28 protein-coding genes are annotated in these 25,641 nt (G+C 69.9%); 11 read left to right on the forward strand and 17 right to left on the reverse strand.

The features are described from left to right. Positions 1-48: 48 nt before the first annotated feature. Positions 49-342, forward strand: a complete 294-nt coding sequence (locus tag VF612_RS16360; protein ID WP_408660912.1) for an isoamylase early set domain-containing protein — start codon at positions 49-51, stop codon at positions 340-342. Between the two features lie 26 nt (positions 343-368). On the opposite strand, the gene VF612_RS16365 is transcribed toward VF612_RS16360, so the two are convergent. The 3 genes from VF612_RS16365 to VF612_RS16375 all read right to left on the reverse strand — a co-directional run bounded on the left by VF612_RS16365 (position 369) and on the right by VF612_RS16375 (position 2,231). Continuing rightward, positions 369-1,535, reverse strand: a complete 1,167-nt coding sequence (locus VF612_RS16365; RefSeq protein ID WP_408660913.1) for a DNA topoisomerase IB — start codon at positions 1,533-1,535, stop codon at positions 369-371. A gap of 67 nt (positions 1,536-1,602) precedes the next feature. Further along, positions 1,603-1,989, reverse strand: coding sequence for an SRPBCC family protein (locus VF612_RS16370; protein ID WP_408660914.1), 387 nt, complete (start codon positions 1,987-1,989; stop codon positions 1,603-1,605). Between the two features lie 101 nt (positions 1,990-2,090). Beyond that, complete coding sequence (locus tag VF612_RS16375) at positions 2,091-2,231, reverse strand: hypothetical protein (protein WP_408660915.1); 141 nt, start codon at positions 2,229-2,231, stop codon at positions 2,091-2,093. 186 nt (positions 2,232-2,417) lie between these two features. Here VF612_RS16375 and VF612_RS16380 point away from each other — a divergent pair, with 186 nt between their 5' ends. The 3 genes from VF612_RS16380 (at position 2,418) to VF612_RS16390 (ending at position 4,801) form a co-directional block, all read left to right on the forward strand. Further along, a complete protein-coding gene (locus VF612_RS16380; protein WP_408660916.1) occupies positions 2,418-2,864 on the forward strand; it encodes a GPW/gp25 family protein in 447 nt (148 codons plus the stop codon). A gap of 189 nt (positions 2,865-3,053) precedes the next feature. Next, a complete protein-coding gene (locus VF612_RS16385; RefSeq protein ID WP_408660917.1) occupies positions 3,054-4,064 on the forward strand; it encodes a class I SAM-dependent methyltransferase in 1,011 nt (336 codons plus the stop codon). Positions 4,065-4,165: 101 nt separating this feature from the next. Then, the gene (locus VF612_RS16390) at positions 4,166-4,801 is read left to right on the forward strand and encodes a GH25 family lysozyme (RefSeq protein ID WP_408660918.1); all 636 of its coding nucleotides are present in this window, start codon (positions 4,166-4,168) and stop codon (positions 4,799-4,801) included. Positions 4,802-4,821: 20 nt separating this feature from the next. Here VF612_RS16390 and VF612_RS16395 read toward each other — a convergent pair whose 3' ends face one another. Then, entirely contained in the window at positions 4,822-5,472 is a 651-nt protein-coding gene (locus VF612_RS16395; RefSeq protein ID WP_408660919.1) for a UdgX family uracil-DNA binding protein, read from the reverse strand. 104 nt (positions 5,473-5,576) lie between these two features. Between VF612_RS16395 and VF612_RS16400 the strand changes: the two genes are divergently transcribed. Further along, positions 5,577-6,077: a nucleotidyltransferase domain-containing protein gene (locus VF612_RS16400; RefSeq protein ID WP_408660920.1), complete on the forward strand. Its 501-nt coding sequence runs from the start codon at positions 5,577-5,579 to the stop codon at positions 6,075-6,077. Positions 6,078-6,091: 14 nt separating this feature from the next. Here VF612_RS16400 and VF612_RS16405 read toward each other — a convergent pair whose 3' ends face one another. Beyond that, positions 6,092-6,673: a uridine kinase family protein gene (locus tag VF612_RS16405; protein WP_408660921.1), complete on the reverse strand. Its 582-nt coding sequence runs from the start codon at positions 6,671-6,673 to the stop codon at positions 6,092-6,094. Between the two features lie 130 nt (positions 6,674-6,803). Next, positions 6,804-7,103, reverse strand: a complete 300-nt coding sequence (locus tag VF612_RS16410; protein ID WP_408660922.1) for a hypothetical protein — start codon at positions 7,101-7,103, stop codon at positions 6,804-6,806. Between the two features lie 445 nt (positions 7,104-7,548). On the opposite strand from VF612_RS16410, the gene VF612_RS16415 reads away from it, so the two are divergent. Then, positions 7,549-7,998: a MarR family winged helix-turn-helix transcriptional regulator gene (locus tag VF612_RS16415; protein WP_408660940.1), complete on the forward strand. Its 450-nt coding sequence runs from the start codon at positions 7,549-7,551 to the stop codon at positions 7,996-7,998. A 172-nt stretch (positions 7,999-8,170) separates the two neighbouring features. On the opposite strand, the gene VF612_RS16420 is transcribed toward VF612_RS16415, so the two are convergent. After that, entirely contained in the window at positions 8,171-8,878 is a 708-nt protein-coding gene (locus VF612_RS16420; RefSeq protein ID WP_408660923.1) for a hypothetical protein, read from the reverse strand. Between the two features lie 121 nt (positions 8,879-8,999). Between VF612_RS16420 and solA the strand changes: the two genes are divergently transcribed. Further along, the gene (solA, locus tag VF612_RS16425) at positions 9,000-10,166 is read left to right on the forward strand and encodes an N-methyl-L-tryptophan oxidase (protein WP_408660924.1); all 1,167 of its coding nucleotides are present in this window, start codon (positions 9,000-9,002) and stop codon (positions 10,164-10,166) included. Between the two features lie 8 nt (positions 10,167-10,174). Then, positions 10,175-11,260 (forward strand): glycerate kinase, encoded by a 1,086-nt coding sequence (locus VF612_RS16430; protein WP_408660925.1) that lies wholly within the window; start codon positions 10,175-10,177, stop codon positions 11,258-11,260. A 147-nt stretch (positions 11,261-11,407) separates the two neighbouring features. Here the strand turns inward: VF612_RS16430 and VF612_RS16435 are convergent, their stop codons facing one another. From VF612_RS16435 to paaA, 6 genes are read right to left on the reverse strand one after another with little or no spacing between them, the layout of a single operon-like run. After that, positions 11,408-12,481 (reverse strand): AI-2E family transporter, encoded by a 1,074-nt coding sequence (locus VF612_RS16435; RefSeq protein WP_408660926.1) that lies wholly within the window; start codon positions 12,479-12,481, stop codon positions 11,408-11,410. 51 nt (positions 12,482-12,532) lie between these two features. Continuing rightward, positions 12,533-13,612 (reverse strand): 1,2-phenylacetyl-CoA epoxidase subunit PaaE, encoded by a 1,080-nt coding sequence (paaE, locus tag VF612_RS16440; protein WP_408660927.1) that lies wholly within the window; start codon positions 13,610-13,612, stop codon positions 12,533-12,535. Further along, positions 13,609-14,142, reverse strand: coding sequence for a 1,2-phenylacetyl-CoA epoxidase subunit PaaD (gene paaD / locus VF612_RS16445; RefSeq protein WP_408660941.1), 534 nt, complete (start codon positions 14,140-14,142; stop codon positions 13,609-13,611). The genes paaE and paaD overlap by 4 nt, the downstream gene beginning before the upstream one ends. Positions 14,143-14,156: 14 nt before the next feature. Then, positions 14,157-14,921 (reverse strand): 1,2-phenylacetyl-CoA epoxidase subunit PaaC, encoded by a 765-nt coding sequence (paaC, locus tag VF612_RS16450; RefSeq protein WP_408660928.1) that lies wholly within the window; start codon positions 14,919-14,921, stop codon positions 14,157-14,159. A gap of 60 nt (positions 14,922-14,981) precedes the next feature. After that, the gene (gene paaB, locus VF612_RS16455) at positions 14,982-15,269 is read right to left on the reverse strand and encodes a 1,2-phenylacetyl-CoA epoxidase subunit PaaB (protein WP_408660929.1); all 288 of its coding nucleotides are present in this window, start codon (positions 15,267-15,269) and stop codon (positions 14,982-14,984) included. Next, positions 15,266-16,213: a 1,2-phenylacetyl-CoA epoxidase subunit PaaA gene (paaA, locus tag VF612_RS16460; RefSeq protein ID WP_408660930.1), complete on the reverse strand. Its 948-nt coding sequence runs from the start codon at positions 16,211-16,213 to the stop codon at positions 15,266-15,268. Before paaA ends, paaB begins: the two co-directional genes overlap by 4 nt. Positions 16,214-16,328: 115 nt before the next feature. Here paaA and paaZ point away from each other — a divergent pair, with 115 nt between their 5' ends. Continuing rightward, a complete protein-coding gene (gene paaZ / locus VF612_RS16465) occupies positions 16,329-18,365 on the forward strand; it encodes a phenylacetic acid degradation bifunctional protein PaaZ (RefSeq protein WP_408660931.1) in 2,037 nt (678 codons plus the stop codon). A 485-nt stretch (positions 18,366-18,850) separates the two neighbouring features. Next, complete coding sequence (locus VF612_RS16470) at positions 18,851-20,167, forward strand: S1C family serine protease (protein ID WP_408660932.1); 1,317 nt, start codon at positions 18,851-18,853, stop codon at positions 20,165-20,167. Between the two features lie 101 nt (positions 20,168-20,268). Here the strand turns inward: VF612_RS16470 and VF612_RS16475 are convergent, their stop codons facing one another. Genes VF612_RS16475 through pdhA form a run of 4 tightly spaced genes read right to left on the reverse strand, consistent with a single transcriptional unit; the run spans position 20,269 to position 24,761 of the window. Then, the gene (locus VF612_RS16475; RefSeq protein WP_408660933.1) at positions 20,269-21,300 is read right to left on the reverse strand and encodes an adenosine deaminase; all 1,032 of its coding nucleotides are present in this window, start codon (positions 21,298-21,300) and stop codon (positions 20,269-20,271) included. 41 nt (positions 21,301-21,341) lie between these two features. Continuing rightward, positions 21,342-22,640 carry a dihydrolipoamide acetyltransferase family protein gene (locus VF612_RS16480; RefSeq protein ID WP_408660934.1) on the reverse strand — a complete coding sequence of 433 codons (1,299 nt, stop codon included), beginning with the start codon at positions 22,638-22,640 and terminating at the stop codon, positions 21,342-21,344. Then, positions 22,633-23,670, reverse strand: a complete 1,038-nt coding sequence (locus VF612_RS16485; RefSeq protein ID WP_408660935.1) for an alpha-ketoacid dehydrogenase subunit beta — start codon at positions 23,668-23,670, stop codon at positions 22,633-22,635. Before VF612_RS16485 ends, VF612_RS16480 begins: the two co-directional genes overlap by 8 nt. Then, on the reverse strand, positions 23,667-24,761 hold the full coding sequence (pdhA, locus tag VF612_RS16490; RefSeq protein ID WP_408660936.1) for a pyruvate dehydrogenase (acetyl-transferring) E1 component subunit alpha: 1,095 nt from the start codon (positions 24,759-24,761) through the stop codon (positions 23,667-23,669). The genes VF612_RS16485 and pdhA overlap by 4 nt, the downstream gene beginning before the upstream one ends. Before the next feature lie 89 nt (positions 24,762-24,850). Here pdhA and VF612_RS16495 point away from each other — a divergent pair, with 89 nt between their 5' ends. Continuing rightward, positions 24,851-25,342, forward strand: a complete 492-nt coding sequence (locus VF612_RS16495) for an Lrp/AsnC family transcriptional regulator (RefSeq protein WP_408660937.1) — start codon at positions 24,851-24,853, stop codon at positions 25,340-25,342. Positions 25,343-25,641: the final 299 nt, after the last annotated feature.

Here is a 25,641-nt window from a genome sequence, read left to right on the forward strand (position 1 = left end):
CGCTTGCCGGACGCGATTCCCACGCACACGCAACACAGGAGCACCTACGTGGCCATCACCATCCTCACCGATCCCAAGACCCGCCAGCCCAAGCTCCGCCTGGTGCTGCCGGACGACATTCACGACGGACCGGTCTCGGTCGTCGGCAGCTTCAACGACTGGACCCCCGGCCGGCACCGGCTGGTGCGCCGCGCCAACGGCACCCGCAGCGTCACCGTCCCGGTGGCAGCAGGTCAGCGGCTGCAGTTTCGCTACCTCGGGTCGGGCGGCCGGTGGTTCGACGACCCGGACGCCGAGCGCATGCACACCGACGGCGGCGTGGTCGGCATCGTCGACGTCTAGGCCGGACTCACCCCCAGTTGCCGGGGTCAGCTCCGGGTGGACAGCAGTGAGAACTCCGCCTCGAACAGCTCGACCAGGAACGCGGCCAGCAACTGCTCGTCCGGGTGCAGGCCGGGCACCGGGCGGGGCTTGGCCTGCTTGAGGTAGTCGCCGAAGGTGTGCTCGGTATAGGTCTCCAGGACGTGCGGGTGCACGTAATGCGCCCGGGCCACCGTGCGGGTGTTGCCCAGCGCCTCGGCAGCCTGGTCGACCGCCTCGATCACCACCTTCTCCGCCGACCGCTCGCTGTCCAGCCGGTTCTTCAGGTACGTGAAGGCCGCCAGCGTGCCGCCCCAGGTGCGGAAGTTCTTGGCAGTGATGTGCTCGCCGGTCAGGGCGAACAGCAACTGGTTGAGCTCGTCGGAGCTCACCGGCTTGCCGTCCAGCGAGAACAGCCGGCGCCCGCGCTCGGCGAGCAGCCGCTCCACCACCCTGGCCACCCCGGGGTCGTTGATCGAGACGTCCCAGGGCTTGCCGGACTTGGCGGGGAAGGCAAAGGTCACCTCGTCGCCGCGGACGCGGACGTGCTTGCGGGTGAGCGTGGTGAGGCCGTAGCTGTCGTTCTCCTCGGCGTAGACCTCGTTGCCGATCCGGATGTTGGTCAGGTCGATGATGCGGATCATCGCGGCCAGCAGCCTGTCCCGGTCGAAGGTGCGCCGGCGCAGCTGCCGTGCGGTGTGCTCACGGATCTCGGCAAGGTGGGCAGAGAACAGGATCAGCCGGTAGAAGTTCAACATGTCCCGGATCGCCCGCCACCGCGGGTGATAGATGTACTGCTTGCGGCCCTTGTCGTCCTGACCGGTTGCCAGGATGTGGCCGTCGGCATTCGGGCAGATCCACACCTTCTGCCAGGCCGGCGGGATCGCCAGCTGGGTGATCCGGGCCTTCATCTCCGCGTCGGTCAGCGGCTGCTGGAGGTGGTCGAGGTAGCTGAAGCCCTTCCCCCGCCGGATCCGGCGCATCCCCGGCTCCTCGCCTGCCACGTAGACCAGCCCGGCCACCTCGGCGCACCGCTGGGCGTCGGCGTGCAGCTCGTCGATCTCGGCGACCGTCATCGGCTTGGTCTTCTTGGCGTCAGCCGGCTTGGCGACGCGCTTCCTCCCGCCGGACCCAGCGGTCTTGGGCGCGGTCGTCGTGGCGGGGCTGGCGGGCATCGGCTGGGCTTCTCCTCAGTCAGGTCGGATCACGGTCGGGTCGGATTCACGAACAAGCGGGCAGCGCTCAGGCGTCTTCCATGATGCGCTTGACGGCGTCCACCGTCCGTTCCAATCCCTCCTGGATCTCCTCGCCGCCGGCTCGTTCAGTGTGCAGGGTCACCTCGACCACCGAGCCGTTTTCGCTCTCGATGACCTGCAACTGCCCCGAGTAGTTGTTGGGCCCTTCCGAGCCCCAGCTCAATGCCCGCTCGTCCTGATCCACCTCGAACCAGGCCTCGCCCTCGACAACCCGATCCCCGAGATCGGCCGCGGCCGTGATGGTGCCGTCCTGGTTGTCGGTCACCGAGGTCATCCGGTCGAAGTAGTCCGGCAGGTTCTCGACCTGGGACAGGTAGTCGAAGAGCTGGTCAGCCGGCGCCGCGACGTGCGCGCGGGCTGCATAGTCGGCCATGGGTGTCCTTCCGCCGGACCGGGCGGCTGGCTGTTCAACCCTGATTTTCAAGCTACGTCACTCCGGAGCGGCCTTCAACGACACCGCGACGCTGCCGAAGTTCAGCCCAGCCGCCAATCCGGAATCACCGCCCCGACGGCGAGCCCGGCGATGAACAGCCAGCCGAACAGCCGGTTGTGCACCAGGCACACCCGGTGGTACCAGAGCGGCGCCCGGCCCGCATCAGGTGTGCGAACAGCCACCCTGACGCCGGCACGGCGTGTAGCCTCTGCGCCCGAGCGGGGGGTTGTCAGGCGATTTGGGTAGGACGGTGAACCCGCAGTGCCCCAGCCAGTTCCGGCCAGGTCCGATGGCGCCCGCCCCTGCTCGATCGCGGTGGAGGCGAGCGGTCCGCCCACTCTCGAAGCTGCGATGGTGGCGATCGACCGATGAACGACTACAGCCCCACCAAGCGCGCTGACCTGGCTCAGTCCGACGGCTCCTACGTCGGCCGTGGCAGCAGCCGGCCACTGGAGGTCGAGCACACCGGCTCCATCAATCTCACCGACGGCGCCGAGGATCTCGACCGGTCGATCCGGATGGTGTTGCTCACCGCTCCCGGCGAGCGCCTGATGCGACCGGATTTCGGGTGCCACATCTGGGACCTGCTGTTCAAGCCGGTCACCCCGAACCTGCTCCGCCTGATTGCCGAGGCGGTCCGTGACTCGCTGGCCCGCTGGGAACCCAGGATCGTCGTCGATGACGTGCAGCCGACGGTGGATCCCAACGACTCGGCCCTGATCCGGATCACCATCAGCTACCGGGTTCGGGTGACCAATGACCGGCGCAACCTGGTGTACCCGTTCTACGTGATCCCGCACGAGCCTGAGACATGAGCCGAGTCCAGCAGGGTCGCTGCCGCGGGCAGGCTCCGCTGCCCGAGCCGGTGATGGCGCCGCTGGAGGACGAGCCGCATCGCTGATGGATCTGGCTGCTGGTGCTGCTCGCCCTGCTGCGGTCTTGCACGCCGGGCCGGCGAGGAAGAGTATCGAGTGATGCGACGGTCGGATCTGATTGGCAACCCCTTGGTCGAAAGAGCCCTGCCCAGGGGCAGCCGGCGCCGCGCCGTGGTGGCCCGCGCCGTCCGCCGGGCCTCGTCGGTGTTCTCCGAAGCGAAGAGCAGGCTCAAGCTGCCGAAGGAGACCACCCGGCAGGAGGAGGCCAAGCTCCGCGGTGCCTGGGCACAGAAGAGTTCGGAGATCCTCGACGTCTACCTGGTCACCGGCTACCAGGATCCCCGCCTGAACGCCCAGAGCATCCTGGCCCGGCACACCTTGGTACGGGCGCTGTTCGGAACGCGCTTCGAGGACCTGATGCGGGACGAGTTGGCGCACGCGGTCGAGCTCAACGACGCGATCCGGCTGCGCGCCAAGGAGCTCGGCGTGCCGCTGACCAACACCATGAATCCGGAGCGGCTGGCGATCGTGCGTCAGGTGATGGACGTGATCGCTGACCGGGCGCCGGTGTTCGCCGGCCGCTGGCGCGAGGCGCTCGCAGCCAAAGAGGCGCCGCCGTTGCGGGTCGTCGAGTTCGCGTGCGGGTCGGCCAATGACTACCGGGCCTTCGCCGACTACGGCATCGCCCGCTTCCTCGACTACACCGGCATCGACCTGAGCGAGACCAATATCGCCAATGCCAAGCTCCGGTTCCCGGACGTCGACTTCCGCGTCGGGAGCATCCTCTCGCTGACCGAGCCGGATGCCAGCGTCGACTACGTGTTCGGCTTCGACATCCTGGAGCACCTGTCGTTGCAGGCGATGGACACCGTGGTCACCACCGCGGTCCGGATGGCTCGCCGCGGGCTGTACTTCTGCTTCTTCCGGATGGACGAGCAGCCGGAGCATCAGGAGGAGCCGCGAGGGCAGTACCACTACAACCTGCTCAGCGCGCCGGTGATGCGGCAGTACATGGAGCAGCGTTACTCGCAGGTGCAGCTCATCCACATCGCGAGCATGCTCAAGGAGCAGTACGGTTTCCCGCACTCCTACAACCGGCGTGCCTACTCGCTGATCGCCGAAGGCCCGCTCGCGAGATAACTGCATTAATCAGGAAATCCGTAGCGTAACGGGCGCAAAGTGACCCGATTCGATAGCCTCGCGTCGTACCCGCAGCTGCAGCACGCCCAGGGAGACCCGCGATGACCAATGTTGTGTTCTGGCCAGACGTCAGCCACTACCAGGCGCCGGTCAACAACCAGTTCACCGGCCCGTTCCTGATGTTCAAGGTCTCTGAGGGAACGAGCTACGTCGACCCGAACGCCGCTGCCAACGGCAGCTGGTGTCTCAGCAACTCCGGCTCGGGCAAGAAGCTGGTCGGGTACGGCGGCTACCACGTCTGGTCGCCCGGCAACGAGCAGGCGCAGGCCAACCTCTTCTTCGCCAACGCGAAGGTCAGCCCGCATTTCGTCGCGATGATCGACGTCGAGTCCTGGGGCGGCAAGTACAGCGGCGACCACTCAGCCAGCATCACCACGCTGGCCAACCTGTTCGCGGCGAAGCTGAGCCAGCGCCGGGTCAAGGTGTACGGGAATTCCGGTGACCTCGCGCAGCTGTACCCCAAGCGCCCGTCATGGCTCGGCCTCGTCAAGGCCAACTACTCGAGCAAGGCGCCTCCCGAGCCGTGGGACGGCTGGCAGTACACCGACGGCTCGTCGACCTGGCCGGTGCCGACCGGCTGGCCGCGCTCGTCCGCGCCGTTCGGCAACTGCGATCACAACGCCTACTACGGCACGGTGCAGCAGTTCGCGGCCGAATACGGCATCCCGGCGACCTAGCCCGGATCGATCGGCTGGGTTCAGGACAGCAGCGTGGCGCCGCGCTGGAGGTCTTCGACCAGCCCGTCGTACATCGCTTGACGATCGTCCCCGGCGCGCAGCACCGCCGACGGATGGATCGTCGCGATCACCTGAGGGTCGATGGCCGGTGACTGGTCCGCGGTGGGTAGGCGCAGCACCTCGCCGCGATGCTGGCTCAGCCGGAACGACGGCCCGAACAGCGCCTGGCTGGCAGTAGCGCCGAGAGCGACCAACACCTTCGGGTGGACGGACCGGAGCTCCGCCGCGAGCCAGGGCCGGCACGCCACGACGTGGCCGCGCTTCGGTGTCTGGTGCAGTCGACGGGTGCCGCGCATGGTGAACGCGAAATGCTTGACGGCGTTGGTGAGATAGGCGCTCTCCGGCTCGATGCCGGCCTCGGTCAGCGCACGGTGCAGCAGCTTGCCGGCCGGCCCGACGAACGGCTCGCCCCGCTGGTCCTCGACATCACCGGGCTGTTCACCGACCAGCATCATCGCCGCGCCAGCCGGGCCACGGCCGAAGACGGTCTGGGTGGCGTCCTGGTACAGCTCGCAGCCACGGCATCCGGCCGCTGCCCGGGCCAGGTCGGGCAGCCGGTCGGTCTCCGGCACGTACGGCTCAGCGGTGCTGGTGGTGCTGGTGGTGGCCATCGCATCTCCCGGGGCGAATCGGTCGCGCGGGCTCGGCGCCTCGCCCGTGATCCTAGTTGCCTCGCCCACGGCAGGCAGCTCTGACGGTGGGGCATGATCGGGCGGTGGACGAGCGCGACGTGGTGCAGCTGCTCGGCCGGCTGCAGCAGGCCGAGGTGCTGGTGTGGGTGGACGGTGGCTGGGGCGTGGATGCGCTGCTCGGCGAGCAGAGCCGGCCGCATTCCGATCTCGACCTGGTGGTCGCACGGCCCGATCTCGAAGTCGTCCACGATGTGCTGTGGGTGTTGAGGTTCGAGGTGTTGCGGGACTGGTTGCCGAACGCGATCGCCTACGTCGATCTGGCGGGCAGGCAGGTCGACCTGCACCCGGTGGACCCGACGCCGGACGGTGGCGGTGACCAGATCCAGCTCGACGGCCGGTCGCGATGGCACTATTCGGCGCCAGTGCAGGGGGTGCTCGGTGGCAGAGAGGTGCTGTGCTGCCCGGCCGAGGACCAGGTCCTGTGCCATCTCGGCTATCCGCCACGGAAGACGGACTTCGAGGACATGCGACGGCTGGGCGAGCGGTTCGGGATAGACCTTCCGGCACCGTTCGGGCCTGCTTGAGGTCGCGAGGCGCCTCAGTAACCGTTGACGACCAGGTCCGCCGCTTGGGCAGGCTGCTCGACCTGCTCGTAGTAGTCCTCGGCAGCGGCCCATCGCTGGATCCAGCCCTCGTCGTTCTCGCCTCGGGCGTGCAGGCGGTTTTGGCGGAGGTCCCGCGGGGCGTCGACGTAGACGGTGAGATCCCAGTAGGACCGCAGCTCGCGACGAAGCAGGTACACGCCCTCCACCAGCACGATGCCTTGTGGCTCGACGGTGACCCAGTCGGCAAGGGTGTTGTTGTCCCAGTCATAGCGCTGGAACCTTGCCTGCTGGCCGGCCTTGAGCGGCCGGAGCAGTTGACGCTCGACCCGCTGGTGGTCGAAGTAGCGCTCGTAGCCCTGCCGCGGGGTCCACGACCGCCAGTCGCGTTCCTCCGGGCCGTAGAAGTCATCGCCGTGGACGAGCGTGATATCGGGCCGGCTCGTTGCCACGGCCAGCGCGAGCGTCGTCTTGCCTGAGCCGCCCGGGCCTTCGATGCAGATCAGCTGTGGGATGTCGGTTGTGGAGGTGGGCAGCCGCTGGAGAACGGTCGCGATCGCGTTCTCAGCGGGCTGCATCTGTGACGGTCCCTGGGCGTACGTAGGTGACTTCGAGCCCAGCCTAAGCGGAAGGGCAGGACCCGCGGCTTCACCTCGGCCTGACCGCCCTGGCCGACCTCTTGAGCGGGTCTGATCGCTGGGCGGCAGCTCAGGCGGTTCCGATCGCCCGGCGGCCCAGGTCGGCCTCCCGGAAGACGTCCACCGGCTTGCGCAGCACGTCCTCCACATCGGTGCCCTGCCAGACCCACTCGCCGGCGCTCTTCATCAGGGCGATCAGCTGATCGTCCTGGCCGTCCTGGTAGAGCTGCTCACAGCTCTGACAGAGCGTCCAGAAGCTTTGCAGCGAGTCGTCCTTGCCGAACTTGCGGAACTGGACCCGGTCGGTTGCCAGCGGGTGGACCCACACCACGTCGGCGCCGCCGCAGAATGCGCACGTCTGGGCGGTCACGGCATCCGGTTGCCCTTCACGGGAGGAACGGTGGGTTGCTGGCTGCCCTCGTCGGCGCTGTGGGAACCGGTGTCCGGAGGAGAAGCCACGGGACCTGACTCTATCGCTTGCCAGTGGCGAATCGTGCGTAGTTTGCTGCACAAACTCGACCCAGTTCGACCACTGGCAGTAGTTGGTCGGTGACTAGTTTGCCGCTTGTGTGCCTAGCGCTCGGCTCGATACTCTTTCGCTCGTACGGGGGTACACGAGGGACGCAAGAGCAGTAGAAGCCTTGTCGCGACGGTACGGGGGTACTGGGTCGGGCAAGGCTTCTCTGCGTCTGCGCACCGCGGTGACGAGCCGCGGCCGTCCCGATAACCTTCCGGGCCGCCGCGCGAGGAAAATCAGGCAGTTTGAAGGCATCCAAATCCCCTCAACCCGGATTACCCTTGCCGGTATGACGGCGATGATGCGCGCGGACGAGATCCCCGAAGGTCTCGATGACCAGCTCTGCCTGGCGCTCTACATGGCGTCCCGCGCCATGACGGCCACCTACCGCCCGGTGCTCGACGAGTTGGGGCTGACGTACCCGCAGTACCTGGTTCTGATGCTGCTCTGGGAGCAGGGGACCTCCTCGGTCGGCGAGATCGGCACCCGGCTGCACCTGGAGTCCAACACCCTCTCGCCGCTGATCAAGCGGCTCGAGGCGCTGGAGCTCGTCACCCGGCACCGGCGCGCCGGTGACGAGCGGACCGTGGACGTGCAGCTGACCAGGCAGGGCAAGGCGATGCGGCGCAGGGCTGCCAGGGTGCCCGCCCAGATCTGCGAGGCCACCGAACTCGACGCTCCCAGCCGGGCCCGGTTGATCAAGAAACTGCGCCGGCTGACCGCCGACCTGGAGAAGAAGCAGGACTGATACCGCCCGTGCCCGCTCTCCCAGCGATCAATAGATCGGGCGCGATAAGGTCGTATGCGTTCAATCGAATGCCTTGATTCCAGTTCAATAACCTGCCCGGTCAGCAAGGCACTCACCGGGGTGCAGATCAGCCTGGACGCGACGCTGGACCGTGACCCGCCGCTGAACCGCGTCAGCCGGCCTCGACGGCCGCGCGGGCCGTTGCCTGCAGGGTCGGATCCTGGTAGTCCGACGGCCCCTGTTCGAAGGCGGCTTCGGCGACCAGCACCCGCGGGCCGTCCTGCCGGGACGCGAACGCGGCGCCGGGCAGCTTGCTCGGCGACCCCGGGTAGCGGACGCCCTCGCGCAGCAGGTCGTTGACGTTGCCGGTCCCGTCCGAGGTGACCAGCCGCAGGTAGCTGGTGGCCTGCGCCGGGCTGCCAAAGGTGACCGTGCTGGCCGCCACCACGATGGCCCGGCCGTTCCGCTCGGTGGTGAGCAGGCTTCGCCGCACCCCGGAGCAGGGCGTCCGGGCGAAGAAGATCTGCACCTGACCGTACGAGTGCGCCGTGCAGTTGGCCTGCTCATCACCGGCCCGGCGCACCCAGCCCGCGGGGACCGCGCCGGTGGCCGGGCTGCTGGCTGGGCTTGCCGGGCGGGAAGTCGCCGCGGTCGGGGCTGTCACGGTCGGGGCTGTCGCCGTCGAGGTGGCCTTCGGCGCGGGCGAGCCTGCCCGCTTGCCCAGGGAGTCCCGGTCGCCGAACCTGAGCAGGCCGACCAGGACGATCAGGCTCACCGCCAGCCAGCCGGCCAGCACGGCAGCTGCCATCTTCAACCGGTGGCCCCGGGGCGGCGCCTCCCGTTCGTCCCACTCCTCGTCCGGTTCGGTCAGCCAGCTCACGCGCACACCGTAACCCCTGGACTTCGGTGTGGCGCCTGGCTGAGCCGTGCCGCGCGAACCGGCCGCCGGTGACTGCGACATCATGGGATGGGCAGTTCAGGCGGGCGAAGAGCGAGGTGGCATGAGCGAATACGACGTGATCGTCGTCGGGCTGGGCGGGATGGGTTCGGCGGCGGCCTACGCGCTGGCGGCGCGGGGTCAGCGGGTGCTGGGCATCGAGCAGTTCACCCCGGCGCACCCGCTCGGCTCCTCCCACGGCGCCACCCGGATCGTGCGCAAGGCGTACTTCGAGAAACCGGACTACGTGCCGCTGCTGATGCGTGCCTACGAGCTGTGGGACGAGCTGTCGGCCACCTTCGGCAGCCAGCTGTTCACCCGGTGCGGCGCGCTGATGATCGGCGCGCCGGACAGCGCGGTGGTGTCGGGGACGCTGGCCTCGGCCCGCCGCTGGGGCCTGCCGCATGACGTCCTGGACGCGGCCGGGCTACGGGCCAGGTACCCGCAGTTCGCGCTGCCGGAGGGCCAGCTGGCCGTGTACGAGGCCGACGCCGGATTCGTCAGCCCGGAGGTCACCGTGCTGGCCAACCTCGAGCTGGCCGCTGACGCCGGGGCGGAGCTGTGGTTCGACACGGCCGTGGAGCAGGTGGAGCTCGGTCCCGGCGGCGTGCACCTGATGGCCGGTGGTGAGGAGCTGCATGCCCCCCGGGCGGTGATCGCCACCGGAGCGTGGGCCGGCCGGCTGGCCAACCTCGACCGGTATCCGATCCAGGCGCAGCGCCAGACCGTGCACTGGCTGCGGCCCCAGACCTCGGCCGCCGACTACGCGCCCGAGGTGTTCCCGGTCTACCTGTGGAGCTTTCCGGTCCCTGCCGGAGCCGACCGGCTCGAGGTGTACGGATTTCCGCACCAGCCCGGTGACGAGGGGGTCAAGGCCGCGTTCTACCACGACTGGCTGAACGTCGACGTCAATCCCGACACCATGCAGCGGACGGTGTCGGAGGACGAGTGCCTGGCGCTGCGGCAGGTGCTGGCCCCGGCGCTGCCGGGGTTGACCGGCGGCTGCGCGACCAGTCAGGTGTGCCTGTATCCCAGCACCCCCGACGATGACTTCCTGCTCGGCGTCCACCCGGGCTCGTCCGGGCGGGTGGTGCTCGCGCTCGGCTTCGGCGGGCACGGTTTCAAGTTCGTCCCGGTGGTGGGCGAGATCGTCGCCGACCTGGTGATCGACGGCTCCACCCGCCATGACATCGGCTTCCTGGCGCCCGATCGGTTCGCCGGCCGTCGATGACGTTGCGGGTGCTGATCGCACCGGACAAGTTCAAGGGCAGCCTGCTGGCGCCGGACGCCGCCGCCGCGCTGGCCACGGGCTGGCGTTCGGCCCGGCCGGCGGACGAGTTGACGATCCTGCCGATGGCCGACGGCGGCGATGGCACGGTGGCCGTGCTGGCCCAGGACTGGCCCGCCGCGGAGTGGGTCGCGGTGCCCACCGTCGATGCCGTCGGCATGCCCCGGCCCGGCCGCTACCTGCGTTCGGGCGACACCGCTGCCGTGGAGCTCGCCGAGACCTGCGGCATCGCCGGATTGAGCCCGCTGGACCCGATGGGCTCGCACACCATCGGCCTTGGCATCGTGCTGGCGGCGGCGTTGCGCGCCGGGGTCCGGAGGCTGGTGGTGGCGCTCGGCGGATCCGCCTCGACCGACGGCGGAACCGGGGCGCTGTCGGCGCTGGGCGCCCAGTGGGTGGGCGCCGGCGGGCTGCTGCCGGTCGGCGGCCGGGGGTTGACCCGGCTGGCAGCGGTGCGGACCGACCGGCTGGCGCCGGTGCCGCCCGACGGCGTCCGGGTGCTGGTCGATGTGCGGGCGCCGCTGTACGGCCCGTCGGGTGCGGCCTACGTCTTCGGCCCGCAGAAGGGGGCCACCGACGCCGAGGTCGATGAGCTCGACCGGGGGCTGCGCCGGCTCGCGGCGGTGCTCGGGTCCGATCCGGACCGGCCCGGCTGCGGGGCGGCCGGCGGCGCCGGGTACGGGCTGGCGTACTGGGGCGCGGAGCTGGCGCCCGGCGCTGCGGCCATCGCGGAGCTGATCGGGTTGCCGGATGCGGTACGGCGGGCTGACCTGGTGATCACCGGCGAGGGACGTTTCGACGCCGGCTCCCTGACCGGCAAGGCCTGCGGGTACGTCCTGCAGGCTGCCGCCGACCGGGGCGTGCCCGCGCTGGTGGTGGCCGGGTCGGTGGCCGGCGGGATGGCTGCCGCGGCGCCCGGCGCCAGCTTGCTCAGCCTGACCGAGCTGGCCGGGTCGGTCCGGGCGGCCCAGGACGATCCGGTGCGGTGGCTGAGGATGGCGGGCCGGCAGGCCGCCGCGACGGTGGGGACGCCCTGAGGTCGCTCTGACGGCTGGGCGGCTTCACCCCGGTTGATCCGGCAGGCCAGCGTTGTCGGCAGGCCAGCGCGTCCGGCCCGCGTTGATTCGGCAGGCCAGCGTTGATCCGGCAGGCGGCCAGCGCGTCCGGCCCGCGCCCGGCCCGCGTCAGGCCTGGTCGGTCGCCGGAAACACCAGCTCGCGGACCAGCACCCGCAGGATCAGCGCCATCGGAACCCCGAACAGCGCGCCGGGAACGCCGAGCATCGCCCCGCCGAGGATCACCGAGGGCACCGTGATCACACCGGGCAGCTCGACGGAGTACTTCATCATCCGGGGCTGGATCAGGTAGTCCTCGGCCATCCGGTAGCTGATGTAGAAGATCAGGGTGATGATCGCGGTCGGCAGGCCGACGGTGAGCGCCACCAGCGTCACCACCGCGCCGCCGACCGTCGAGCCGATCACCGGGACCAGCGACAGCACCGTCACCAGCGCGCCCAGCAGCACCGGGTAAGGAATGCCCCAGGCCAGTGCCCAGAGCGCGGTGCTCAGCCCGACCAGGATCGCGATCGCCACCGTGGAGAGCATGAACCGCCCCACCAGGACGATCAGCTCATCGAGGATGCGGGCGGTGCGAACCTGGCGGGACGCCGGCACCGCCTTGAGCGCCAGCTGCCGCAGGTGCGGCAGCTCGATGGCGAAGTACAGCGACAGGAACGCCACCACCACGATGTCGGTGACCGCGGTGAACAGCAGCGCCCCGCCGGTCAGGACGTAGTCGAGCACCTCGGTCGGATTGACCGAGCCGCGGGCCGGCGCGTCGGTGACGGCCGCCAGCCGGTCACCGAGCACGCCCAGATGGCTCTCGGCGTTGCGGATCAGCTCGGGCACGGACTTGATCAGCGCCGGCAGTTGGGTGGTGGCGGCGTCCACCGCGAGCACGAACGGCGTGGCGAGCAGCACCACGACGCCGAGCCAGGTCAGCAGCGCGGCGGCCGATCGACGCATGCCGCGCCGCTGGAGGAAGCCGATCAGCGGGTCGAGGGTCACGCCGATCAACAGCGAGAACGCCAGCAGGTACACGATGGTGCGCAGCTTCTCGACGATCACGAACCCCAGGTAGGCCACTCCTACCCCGAGCGCGAACCAGCAGGCGAACGCGATGACCGAGCGGGGACGGCGGACGTTGACCACCTGCTCGACCGGCTGCCCGCCGATCGGGACCGCGCCCTTGACGTCCATTCGGCCAAGGCTAGTGGAGAGGACCCTCGATCCGGGGACGGTCCGCTGCGGTTACTGGAACCGCAGGCTGACCTCGGCGGTCACCGGGCGGGACTGGCAGGCCAGCACCAGCCCGGCGGCCAGCTCCTCGGGTTCCAGGGCGTAGTTGCGGGTCATCGAGACCGAGCCCGCGGTCACCATCGCCCGGCAGGTGCCGCAGACGCCGCCCTTGCAGGCATAGGGCGCGTCCGGCCGGCTGGCCAGCACCGCGTCGAGGATGCTCTGGCCGGTGTAGCTGACCGGAATCGTCGAGGTCCGGCCGGACAGGGTGACCGTCACCTGGCTGCGCTCGGTGGCCGCATGCTCCGACGCAAGCACGATGGCCGGCTCCGGTGGCTCGTCACCGACGTAGAAGAGCTCCGAGTGCACCGAGGCGCCGGGCACTCCCGCGGTCACCAGCGCGGCGCGGACGGTGGTGACCATGCCGAGCGGGCCGCACAGGTACCACTCGTCGACGTCCTTGCACAGGCCGTCGAGCAGGACGTTGATCTTGTCCTCGTCGATCCGGCCGGTCAGCAGGTCAGACAGCTGCGGCTCGGCCGACAGCACGTGCAGCAGGGTGAACCGGCTGGGGTAGCTGTTCTTCAGGTCCGCCAGTTCCTCCAGGAACATCACGTCGTTGGAGGTGCGGTTGCCGTACATCAGGGTGACCCGGCTGGCAGGTTCGGTGCGCAGGATCGAGGTGACGATCGACAGCACCGGGGTGATCCCCGAGCCCGCCGCCAGGCAACAGACGTGGCGGTCGTTCTCCGGCGCGACCGGGGTGCCGAACCGGCCGGCCGGGGTCATCACCTCGATCGTGGCGCCGGGTTGCAGCTCGCCGGTCAGCCAGCCGGAGAACAGCCCGTTCGGGATCCGCTTGACCCCGATCCGCAGCGCGCCGCGCTCGGCCAGGTCTGCGGGCGTCGAGCAGAGCGAGTATGTCCGGCGCTCCTCCTGGTCGCCGCCGGTCCGGCGCAGCGTCAGGTGCTGGCCGGGTTGGAAGGCGTACTCGTGGCGCAGCTCGGCCGGCACCGTGAAGTGCACCGCGCAGGACGCCTCGGTGAGCGGCTCGACGCGGGCGACGGCGAGGGAGTGGAAGCCGCCGCTCACAGCGACTTGAATTCGTCGAAGGGCTCGGCGCAGCCGCGGCAGCGGCGCAGCGACTTGCACGGCGTGGAGCCGAACTGGCTGATCAGCTCGGTGTCGGCCGAGTCGCACCGCGGGCAGCGGGCCGGGTCGGTTCGCGCCGCATCGCGCACGGCCGGCCGGCTGCCCAGCCGTACCGGGACGGGGCCGGTTCTGGTCGGCCGCGGCGGGGCGATGCCGTAGTCGCGCAGCTTGGCCTTGCCGTCGTCGGTGATCCAGTCGGTGGTCCAGGCCGGCGCCAGCTCGATGACCACCCGGACCCGCGCATCGACGCTTCGGGTCTGGGTCAGCACGTCCTGGCGGATGGCCTCGGTCGCCGGGCAGCCGGAATAGGTCGGGGTCAGCACCACCTCGGGCAGGCCGTCGGCGGCGAACCGGACGTCGCGCAGGATGCCCAGGTCGGCGATGGTCAGCACCGGTATCTCGGGGTCCGGAACCTCCGCGGCGGCCAGCCGCAGCGCAGCCAGCTTCTCCAGGTCGGCGCCGGTCGTCATCGTCGCTTCGGGGGTCACCACTGGGCTCCCGGGTGGGAACGGTGCAGGTGCTGCATCTCGGCGAGCAGGTAGCCGAAACCCTCGGTGTGCAGCCCCTTGCGGCCTCCGGTGGGCTTCCAGTCATCGTCGGGCAGGGTCAGCGTCGCCTCGGTGAGGACGTCCTGGACCGAGCCCAGCCAGGCCGGCCGCAGACCGGACGGCAGCGGGCCGACGCCCAGGTCGGCGATCCGCCGGGCCAGCTCGTCATCGGCGAACATCTCGTGGCTGTACGGCCATACCGTCTCGAGGGCGGCCTGCGCGCGGTCGTGGCTCAGCTCGGTGCCGTCGCCCAGCCGGATGATCCAGGTGCTGGCGTGCTCGACGTGGTAGGCCACCTCCTTGACGGCCTTGGCGGCGATCGCGGCCAGCTGGGCGTCCCGGGAGGACTCCAGGTCTCGGTAGAGCTCGTGCTGGTAGCAGGAGAACAGCAGTTGCCGGATCATGGTGACCGCGAAGTTGCCGTTCTCGATCTCGGTCAGCTGCAGGTTGGTGAACTGGCGCTCCTCGCGCAGGTAGGCCAGGTCGTCCTCGGAGCGGCCGCTGTACGAGCCGCCGTAGGTCAGCAGCGTGCGGGCCTGGCCGAGCAGGTCGAGCGCGATGTTGGACAGCGCGATGTCCTCTTCGATCTGCGGGGCATGGGCCGACCATTCCGACAGCCGGTGCGACAGGATCAGCGCGTCGTCGCCGAGCCGGATCGCGTACGCGGCGACCTCAGCGTTGGCCGGGGCTGAGCTAGTCATTCGCTCCGCTCCTCGCTCGCTGGCGCTCGCTGCGATGCTCACTCATACGTGACCGCCCACTCATAGGTGCTCGACGCCCTCGGGGATCGTGTAGAACGTCGGGTGCCGATACGGCTTGTCCGCCGAGGGCTCGAAGAAGGAGTCCTTCTCCTCCGGCGAGCTGGCGGTGATGTCGACCGAGCGCACCACCCAGATCGACACGCCCTCGTTGCGGCGGGTGTACAGGTCGCGGGCGTTCTGCAACGCCAGCGTCGCGTCCGCGGCATGCAGCGAGCCGACGTGCACGTGATTGGTGCCGCGAGCGGGCCGCACGAACACCTCCCACAGCGGGGTGGGCGGCGTGCTCACGCGGCCTCCGTCACCGCGGCTGCCTGCTTCTTGGCCGCGTACGCAGCGGCGGCCTCGCGCACCCAGGCGCCGTCGGAGTGCGCCTGCCGCCGGACGGCGATCCGCTGCCGGTTGCACGGGCCGTTGCCCTTGAGCACCTGCTGGAACTCGGTCCAGTCGATCACGCCGTAGTCGTAGTGACCGCGCTCGGCGTTCCACACCAGGTCGGGGTCGGGCAGGGTCAGCCCCAGGGTCTCGGCCTGCGGCACGCAGATGTCGACGAAGCGCTGGCGCAGCTCGTCGTTGGAGAACCGCTTGATCCCCCAGGCGGTGGACTGCGCGGAATTGGGGGAGTCGTCGTCCGGCGGGCCGAACATCATCAGCGACGGCCACCACCAGCGATTGACCGCGTCCTGAGCCATCTCGTGCTGCTCGGGGGTGCCGTTGGACAGCTGCAGCAGCGATTCGAAGCCCTGCCGCTGGTGGAAGGACTCCTCCTTGCAGATCCGGATCATGGCGCGGGCGTACGGCCCGTAGGAGCAGCGGGTGAGCGGGACCTGGTTGGTGATCGCGGCGCCGTCGACCAGCCAGCCGATCGCGGCCACGTCGGCCCAGGTAGGCGTCGGGTAGTTGAAGATCGAGGAGTACCGCTGCCGGCCGGCGTGCAGCAGGTCCAGCATCTCTTCGCGGCTCATGCCCAGGGTCTCGGCCGCCGAGTACAGGTACAGGCCGTGCCCCGCCTCGTCCTGCACCTTGGCCAGCAGGATCGCCTTGCGGCGCAGCGACGGCGCCCGGGTGATCCAGTTGCCCTCCGGCTGCATCCCGATGATCTCGGAGTGGGCGTGCTGGGCGATCTGCCGGATCAGGGTCTTGCGGTAGCCCTCGGGCATCCAGTCCCGGGGCTCGACCCGGCCGTCGGAGGCGATCAGGGCATCGAAGTCGGCCTGCTGCCGAGTGGCGTCCATAACTCTCCTCAAAACCGAATGATCGTTCGGTTAGTCTATGCTGGTGTTCTGGCCGCTGGCAAGCTGCCACGAGCTGAAAACCCCGCACGGCGCCCCAGAACGAAGGGATCTTCCGATGGCCGAATTGCTGCGTTCGTATCTCGGTGACCAGTGGGTCACCCCCACCGATGAGGGACTCGAGCTGCTCGACGCGTCCACCTCGCAGCCGGTGGCCCGGTGGTCCAACGAGCCGGTCGACGTGGCCGCGGCCTATGACTACGCCCGGACGGTCGGCGGCCCGGCGTTGCGCCGGATGACCTTCACCGAGCGCGCCGCGATCCTCAAGCAGCTGGCCACCTACCTCAACGACCGCCGGGAATCGGACTACTACCCGCTGTCGTTCGCCACCGGCGCCACCCTGTTCGACTCCAAGTTCGACGTCGACGGCGGCATCGGCGTGCTCTTCGCCTACTCGTCCAAGGGCCGCCGCGAGTTGCCCGACTCCACCGTCTACCTGGACGGCCCGGTCGAGCAGGCGTCCAAGGACGGCTCGTTCGTGGCCCAGCACATCTACACCCCCAAGCACGGGCTGGCGCTGTTCATCAACGCCTTCAACTTCCCGGTCTGGGGGATGCTGGAGAAGTTCGCCCCGGCGTTCCTGGCCGGCATCCCGGTGGTGGTCAAGCCGGCCGAGCAGACCGCCTACCTGACGGCCAAGGTGTTCGCCGACATGGTCGAGTCCCAACTGCTGCCGCCCGGCGCCATCTCGCTGGTCTGCGCCGCCCCCGATGGCCTGCTCGACCACCTCACCGGGCAGGATGTCGTCTCGTTCACCGGATCGGCCGACACCGCCCGGCAGCTGCGCCAGCACCCCGTGGTCATCAGGGAGTCGGTCAAGTTCACCGCCGAGGCCGACTCGCTCAACTGCGCGATCCTCGGCCCGGACGCGGTCGCCGGCGAGCCGGAGTTCGACCTGTTCATCCGGGAGCTGACCCGCGAGATCACCGTCAAGGCCGGCCAGAAGTGCACCGCGATCAGGCGCGCGTTCGTGCCGTCCGGTCAGGTGGAGCCGGTCATCGAGGCGCTGACGGCGAAGCTGTCCAAGGTGGTGGTCGGCGACCCGCGCGTCGAGGGAACCACGATGGGCGCGCTGGCCACCCTGGAGCAGCGTGAGCAGCTGGCGGCGAACCTGGAGAAGCTTGCCACCGATACCGACGTGGTGATCGGCGGCCTGGACTCACCCGCCGCGAAGGCGCTGCCGGACACCGGGGCGTTCGTGGCGCCGACCGTGCTGCGCGCCCGCAACGCCACCGCAGATTCGGTGCACACCGTCGAGCCGTTCGGCCCGGTGGCCACGCTGATCGGCTACCAGGGCACCGACGAGGTCGTCGAGCTCGCGGCCAGGGGTGAGGGCTCGCTGGCCGGCTCGGTCTATTCCTACGACCCGGACTTCGTCCGCGAGGTCGTGCTCGGCGCGGCCGCCCACCACGGACGGATGCTGGTGGTCGATCGCGACGACGCCCGGTCCTCGACCGGCCACGGCTCGCCGCTGCCGATGCTGGTGCACGGCGGTCCCGGACGGGCCGGCGGCGGCGAGGAGCTGGGCGGCATCCGGGGGGTGCTGCACTTCATGCAGCGGACCGCGGTGCAGGGCTCGCCCCGTGCGCTGGCCGCGGTCACCGGGCGATGGGTGCCCGGCGCCCCGACGGTCACCGAGGACGAGCACCCGTTCCGCAAGCACCTGGAAGACCTGGCGATCGGACAGGTGCTCTTCACCGACAGCCACACCGTGACGGCTGAGGACATCGACTCGTTCGTGGCCCTGACCGGAGATTCCTTCTATGCCCACACCGATCCCGAGGCCGCGGCGCGCAACCCGCTGTTCGGCGGGATCGTCGCGCACGGCTACTACGTGATCTCCCGGGTGGCCGGGCTGTTCGTGGAGCCGTCCTCCGGGCCGGTGCTGGCCAACTACGGCCTGGACAACCTGCGCTTCATCACCCCGGTCAAGGTGGGTGACTCGATCCGGGCCCAGCTGACCTGCAAGGAGAAGAAGGCGCGCCAGACCGAGGACTACGGCGAGGTGCGGTGGGATCTGATCGTCCGCAACCAGGACGACGAGCTGGTCGCCACCTACGACGTCCTGACCCTGGTGGCCAAGCGCGCGTCCTGATCGCCGGATGCCGGGCCGCTGTTACAGAGCGGCCTGGCATTCACAGCCAGTTCTACAAGAGCTCAAAGCGAGTGGCGAGGTCCCCAAGGTTAGCTCGTGTCGTAGGAAAGCAGACGACGCGAACTTAAGGGATCAGCGTGAGCGACCAACCCGTGCCCGAGCAGTCAGACCGTCCCGCCGACGATCAGCACGCCGAGCCGCAGATGTGGCAGCCGCCGGCTCCGGATCGCCATCTGACGTATGGCCAGCCGACGTACGGGCAAGCCGGAGACAGCCAGGCTGGATACGGACGGGCTGAGTACGACCAGGCGGTGTCTGGCCAGTCTGGGTATGGGCAAGCCGGGTATGGGCAGACGCCGTATGGCCGGCCGCCCCTGGGGCAGACGCCGTACGGCTCCCTTCCCTTCGGGCAGCCGGCTAAGGGGCAGGCAGCCGCGGACGAGCCGGCCGGATACGCCAGCGCTCCCTCGGAGCAGCCGTACTTCGTGCCGACCGCCCACCAGCAGGCGTGGTCGGCCGCGCAGCAGTACGACAGCCAGCAGTACGCCGACCAGCAGTACGTGGGCCCGCAGCACATGGGCTCGCAGTTCTGGCCCACCCCGCCGGTCGCGTCCAAGCCTCCTTCGCGCCGGCTGCTGCTCGGTGCGGTGGCGGCTGCGACCGCTACGGCGCTGGCCGCCGGAGGCATCGCGGTGGCGGTCGACCGGGCGAACGACGGGCCGTCCCAGCAGGCCGCGCTGAACGCGCCGGCCAACCAGAACCCGTTCGGGCAGAACGGCGCCGGCCAGGTTCCGCCGTATGGCAATGGCTACGGAAGCGGCGAGAGCAGCGCTCCCCTTCCAGGCTCGGGTACCCGTGGCAACCAGGCCACCGGCCCGGCGACCGCTGCCCAGCAGGTCGGCGTCGTCAACATCGACACCATTCTCAACTACGGCGCGGGCAAGGCCGCCGGGACCGGCATCGTGCTCACGTCCGACGGCGAGATCCTGACCAATAACCATGTCATCGAGGGGTCCACGGCCATCACGGTGACGGTGGTGACCACCGGGAAGAGCTACACCGCCACGGTGGTGGGCACCGCCCCCAACGATGACGTGTCGGTCCTGCAGCTCCAGGACGCCAGCGGGCTGGCCACCGCCAAGCTCGGGGACTCCGACAAGGTGGCCGTCGGCGACGCCGTCACCGCGGTGGGCAACGCGGGTGGGACCGGCGGCACCCCGACCGCGGCGCCCGGCATCGTGACCGCGCTGAACCGGTCCCTGACCGCCAGCGATGCCAATGGCGACAACGCCGAACGGCTGAACGGCATGATCGAGGTGAACGCCGCCATCGAGGCAGGTGACTCCGGCGGCCCGCTGTATGACAACGCCACCGGCACCGTGATCGGCATCGACACCGCCGCGTCCTCGGCCTCGGCCCGGTTCGGCACGGGCGTCACCACCGGCTACGCGATCCCGATCGACAAGGCGCTGAGCATCGCCGACCAGATCGAGTCCGGAAAGGCCAGCAGCACCGTGCACATCGGCTACCCGGCGTTCCTCGGGGTCGAGCTGTCGCCGTCCAGCCAGAGCGACGGCGCGGCGATCGCCGGCGTGGTGAGCGGCTCCGCTGCGGCCAAGGCAGGGCTGCAGGCCGGCGACGTCATCACCGAGGTCGACGGCGACGCCGTCACCGGCGCCAGCGGGCTGTCGAGCGTGATGACCAATCACAAGCCGGGGGACCAGATCCGGCTGCGCTACACCGACGCCAGCGGCAAGAGCCACACCATCACGGTGACCCTGGGGTCCGGACCGGCGGACTGATCGTCCCCCGGCTGCCTGCCAGTCACGAGCCCGGATCGGGGCATCCCGATCCGGGCTCGTTGGCGTTCTACCTGCGCGGACGGGAGAAACGCGGACGGCCCTCAGACCGCGCTGGCCGTGTAGGCCTCGATCTCGGCCAGCACCCGGGACTTGACCGCGTCCGGAGCGAACGAGGCGGTGACCGCGTTGGCGGCCAGCGCGGCGACCCCGGCGTGGTCGAGGTTCAACAACTCGGCCGCGATCGCGTACTCGGTGTTGAGATCGGTGGAGAACATCGGCGGGTCATCGGAATTGATCGTCACCAGCACGCCCGCGGCGGCCATCTCGGCCAGCGGGTGCTGGGCGAGTTCCGGAACCGCCCGGGTCGCGATGTTGGAGGTGGGGCAGACCTCCAGCGGGATCTGGTGCTGCGCCAGGTAGGCCAGCAACTCCGGATCCCGCGTGGCCGACGTCCCATGCCCGATCCGCTCGGCGCCCAGCAGCCGGATCGCGTCCCAGACGGTGTCCGGGCCGGTGGTCTCGCCGGCATGCGGAACACTGTGCAGGCCGATCGCCCGCGCCGCGTCGAAGTAGGGGACGAACTGGGCGCGCGGCACACCGATCTCCGGGCCGCCGAGGCCGAAGCTGATCAGGCCGTCGGGTGTCAGCTCGGTCGCGATCCGGGCGGTCTCGGCGGCCGCGGGTAGGCCGGCCTCACCGGGGATGTCGAAGCACCACCGCAGGACGATCCCCCACTCCCGTTCGGCGGCCAGCCGGGCGTCCTCGATCGCCTCCAGGAACGCCTCGGCGGGAATGCCCCGGTGCACCGACGAGTACGGGGTGATGGTCAGCTCGGCATAGCGGATCTGCTGGCCGGTCATCTCCCGGGCGACCTCGTAGGTCAACATCCGGACGTCGTCGGCATCGCGGATCAGGTCGACCACCGAAAGGTAAACCTCGATGAAGTGCCTGAAGTCGGAGAAGGTGAAGTAGTCGGCGAGCTTCTCCACGTCGGCCGGCACGCCGGAACTCGGATGACGGGCGGCAAGCTCGGCGACGATGCGGGGCGAGGCCGAGCCGACATGGTGCACGTGCAGCTCGGCCTTGGGCAGGCCGGCGATGAAGTCGCTCAGCTCAGGACGCGGTTCAGTCACCGGCTGAGTCTCTCACCGCCACGGCGGCCTGCCCGAACCACCTACAACTCGCCGAGGGCGGTCACCGGATTCTCGATGCAGTCGGCCACGAACCGGAGGAACCCGCCGGCCACCCCACCGTCGCAGGCCCGGTGGTCGAAGGCCAGGGTCAGCTGACCGACCTTGCGCACGGCGAGTGCCCCGTCGTGCACCCAGGGCCGGTCGATGATCCGGCCGAGGCCGAGGATCGCCACCTCGGGATGGTTGATGATGGCGGCCGAGCCGTCCACGCCGAAGACGCCGTAGTTGTTCACCGTGAACGTGCCGCCGGTCAGCTCGGCAGGCTTCAGCGAGCCGGCCCGGGCCGCCTCGGTGCGGGCGGTCAGCGCCGCGGACAGCTGCCGGGTGGTCATGGCCTGCGCCTGCGGGATCACCGGCACCACCAGCCCGCGCGGGGTCTGGGCGGCGAAGCCGAGATTGATGTCGGGCAGGATCTCGACCGCATCGGCGGTGATCCGGCTGTTGAGCTCGCGGTAGCGCCGCAGGCCGAGCACGCAGAACCGGGCCAGCAGGCCGAGCACGGTCACCGGCTCGTCCGGCCGGGCCGCGTTCAGCGCCTGACGGGCATCGAGCAGGCCGGTCGCGTCGACGTCGACCCAGACCGTCGCCTCCGGGATCTCCCGCCGGGACTGGCTGAGCTTGTCGGCCATCGTCCTGCGCAGCCCGACCAGCGGCACGCGCTCGACACCGGACGATCCGTTCTGCGACGCCGGCGTCACGGTCGGGGTCGCAGCGGCTGGGGTGAATGCCTCGATGTCACAACGACGAATGACGCCGGACGGATCGGACGGCTGCACGTCGGCCAGGTCGATGCCCCGGTCGCGGGCCAGCTTGCGCACCACCGGTGAGATGACCGAGGTGGCGACCAGCTCCCGCCCGCCAGCAGACGCGGCGGCAGGGGCAGCCGGAGCGGACAGCGTCGGGCCAGCGGAGCGACGGCGGCCCCGGCGACGGACCGGCGCGGAGGAGGTGCCGTAGCCGACCAGCACCTTGCCGGAGTACTCCGAGGACTCGGCGACCGCGGCGTCGGACTCGGCGACCGCGGCGTCGGGCTCGGAGGACACGCTGACGTCCTCGACGGTGATCAGCGGCGAGCCGACCGGAATTCGCTGGCCGGGGGCGCCGAACAGCGCCGACACCCGGCCCGCAAAGGGGATCGGGACCTCGACGGAGGCCTTCGCGGTCTCGACCTCGACCACCGGCTGGTCGACGCTCACCTGATCTCCGACCGCCACCAGCCAGGTCAGGATCTCGGCGTCGGTCAGGCCCTCTCCGAGGTCGGGCAGCAGGAAGTCAGGCATTCGAACCCGGCCCGCTCGGCAGCACCACGGTGTCGTCGAACTGCAGCCGGTCCACGGCGTCGAGGATGCGGTCCACCGACGGCAGGTGATGGTGTTCCAGCATCGGCGGCGGGTACGGGATGTCGAAGCCGGTGACCCGCCCGATCGGCGCGTGCAGCTGGTGGAAGCACTGCTCGGTGAGCCGGGCCACGACCTCGGCGCCGTAGCCGGCGAACCCGCTGGCTTCGTGTACGACCACGGCACGCCCGGTCCGGCGGACCGAGGCGACCACCGTCCGGTCGTCGAAGGGCGCCAGCGAGCGCAGGTCGATCACCTCGGCCGAGATGCCGTCCTCGGCGGCCGCGTCAGCGGTCTCCAGCAGCGTCGGGACCATCGAGCCGTAGCCGATCAGCGTGACATCGGTGCCAGCACGACGCACCAGCGCCTGGTCGAACCGCGCCGCGGGCTCAAGAGAGATCTCCTCCTTCGCCCAGTATCGGCGCTTGGGCTCGAGGAAGATCACCGGGTCGTCACTGGCGATGGCCTGGCGCAGCAGCCAGTACGCATCCGAGGCGGTGCCCGGGGTGACCACCTTCAAGCCGGGCGTGGGAACCCAGTACGCCTCGGAGGAATCGCTGTGGTGTTCCACGCCACCGATGCCGCCGCCGTACGGGATCCGGATGACGACCGGCAGGGTGATCCGGCCCCCGGTGCGGTTGTGCAGCTTGGCCAGGTGCGAGGTGATCTGCTCGAAGGCGGGGTAGGAGAAGGCGTCGAACTGCATCTCGACCACTGGGCGCAGGCCGTGCATCGCCATGCCGATCGCGGTGCCGACGATGCCCGACTCGGCCAGCGGCGAGTCGAACACCCGCTGGTCGCCGAACTCGGCAGCCAGGCCGTCGGTGACCCGGAACACGCCGCCGAGCGCGCCGACGTCCTCGCCGTAGACCAGCACCCGGTTATCGGCGCGCAGCTCGTCGGCCAGCGCCCGGTTCAGCGCGCCGGCCATCGTAAGGCTGCCCAGCTCGGTCTTCGCCGCCACCGCGGTCATGACTGGCCAGCCGCGAGCTCGTCGGCCAGGACGGCCGCCTGGCTGCGCAGGGCAGCCGTCGGTTCGGTGTAGACGTGGGAGAAGAGGTCCGCGGGGTCGAGGACCGGGTCGGCGTTCATCGCCGCCCGTAGCCGGGACGCCCGGGTCTCGCCCTCCTCGGCGATCGCGGCGAGCGCCGCGTCGTCGAGCAGCCCCTGGTTGGTCAGGTAGGTCTGCAGCCGCGCGATCGGGTCACGCGCCAGCCAGCCGGCGACCTCCGACTCCTGCCGGTAGCGGGTGGCGTCATCGGCGTTGGTGTGCGCCTCGATGCGGTAGGTCAGCGCCTCGATCAGGGTGGGCCCCCCGCCGCCACGGGCGCGCTCGACCGCCTCGGTCACCGCCACGTGGACCATGGCGGCGTCGTTGCCGTCGATCAGCACGCCGGGCATGCCGTAGCCGATGCCCTTGTGGGCCAGCGTCTCGGCCCGGGTCTGCTTGGCCAGCGGCACCGAGATCGCGTAGCCGTTGTTCTGCACCAGGAACACCACCGGCGCCTGCCAGACCGCGGCGATGTTGAGCGCCTCGTGGGTGTCGCCCTCGCTGGTGGCGCCGTCGCCGACGAACACCAGGGCCACGGTGTCCTCGCCGGCGATCCGGGCGGCGTGCGCCAGGCCCACCGCGTGCAGGGTGTTGGTGGCCAGCGGCGTGCACTGCGGGCCGGTGCGGTGCAGGTAGGGGTCATAGCCGCAGTGCCAGTCGCCGCGCAGCAGCGTCAGCACCTCGACCGGGTTGATGCCCCGGCTGACCAGCGCCACCGAATCCCGGTAGGTCGGGAACAGCCAATCCCGTTCGGCCAGCGCGGTCACCGCGCCGACCTGGCAGGCCTCCTGGCCGCGGGAGGACGGGTAGACCGCCAGCCGGCCCTGCTTGGTCAAGGCGGTGGCCTGGCTGTCGAAACGGCGGCCGATCGACATCAGCCGGAACAGCTCTGCCAGCACGGCGGGATCGGGTAGCTGAGCGGGGTCGCCGGAGGTGGGCTGGCCGTCGGCGTCGATCAGGCAGCGTGGTGTCGCGGCGGGCAGGAACCCGGCGGACGGAGTGGCCACAGTCATGTGCCAAGTGTGGTGGGTTCAGAGCCGTTGATCCAGAAAAGCGCGGTGAATGCAGACGAACGGCTAGCTGGTGCCTGATATGCTGCAGTATGTCGAATCAGAAGCCACCGCAAGCGGTTGAGGCTAGACAACCGGTCCAGCTCGACGACACCGATCGGGCGCTGGTCGCAGCCTTGCGCGAGGACGGCCGGCTTTCGATGCGGGCGCTGGCCGAACGGCTGCACATCTCCCGGGCCAGCGCCTACACCCGGGTGGAGCGGCTGGTCTCCGAGGGCGTGATCACCGGTTACACCGCCTCGATCGATCCGGAGCGCTACGGCTACGGCATCTCCGCCTACGTCTATCTCAAGATCAGCCAGCATTCCTGGAAGGCGGTCCGGCGCCAGGTGCTGCAGATTCCCGAGGTGTGGCACGGCGCGCTGGTCTCCGGTGAGAACGACCTGGTGCTGCTGGTGCGCACCCAGGACGCGGCCAGCATGCGAGAGCTGGTGCTCAACACCTTCCAGACCATGCCGGACGTGCTCGCGACCCAGACCGTGCTGATCCTGGACGAGCTGAGCGGGCCCCGGAAGACTCTGTGACGGGTCGCGGCGCCACGCCGACACCCGCTGGGCGACGCTTGCGATGGGTGTGAAGGTCTGGGAACATGAGAGGGCAGACCCCGGCTGCTACCGAGGTCTGCCCCGAGTGGGCCGGTTACCGGTCCGCGAGGGTCCGGATCAGTTCAGCAGTTGCCAGGATCGTTGGTGCGACCGCCCCCAAGGCTACGCACCAGATCCTGGCTTTCTGCTTTGCTGACATTCTCGGCATCCATCTCACCTCCTCCCACAGCAGGACCGCGTACCGGATCTCCGCGGTCCTGCCAGCGGGAGGTGGCTCG

The sequence above is a fragment of the Jatrophihabitans sp. genome (assembly GCF_036388195.1).
Taxonomy (GTDB): Bacteria; Actinomycetota; Actinomycetes; order Mycobacteriales; family Jatrophihabitantaceae; genus Jatrophihabitans_A.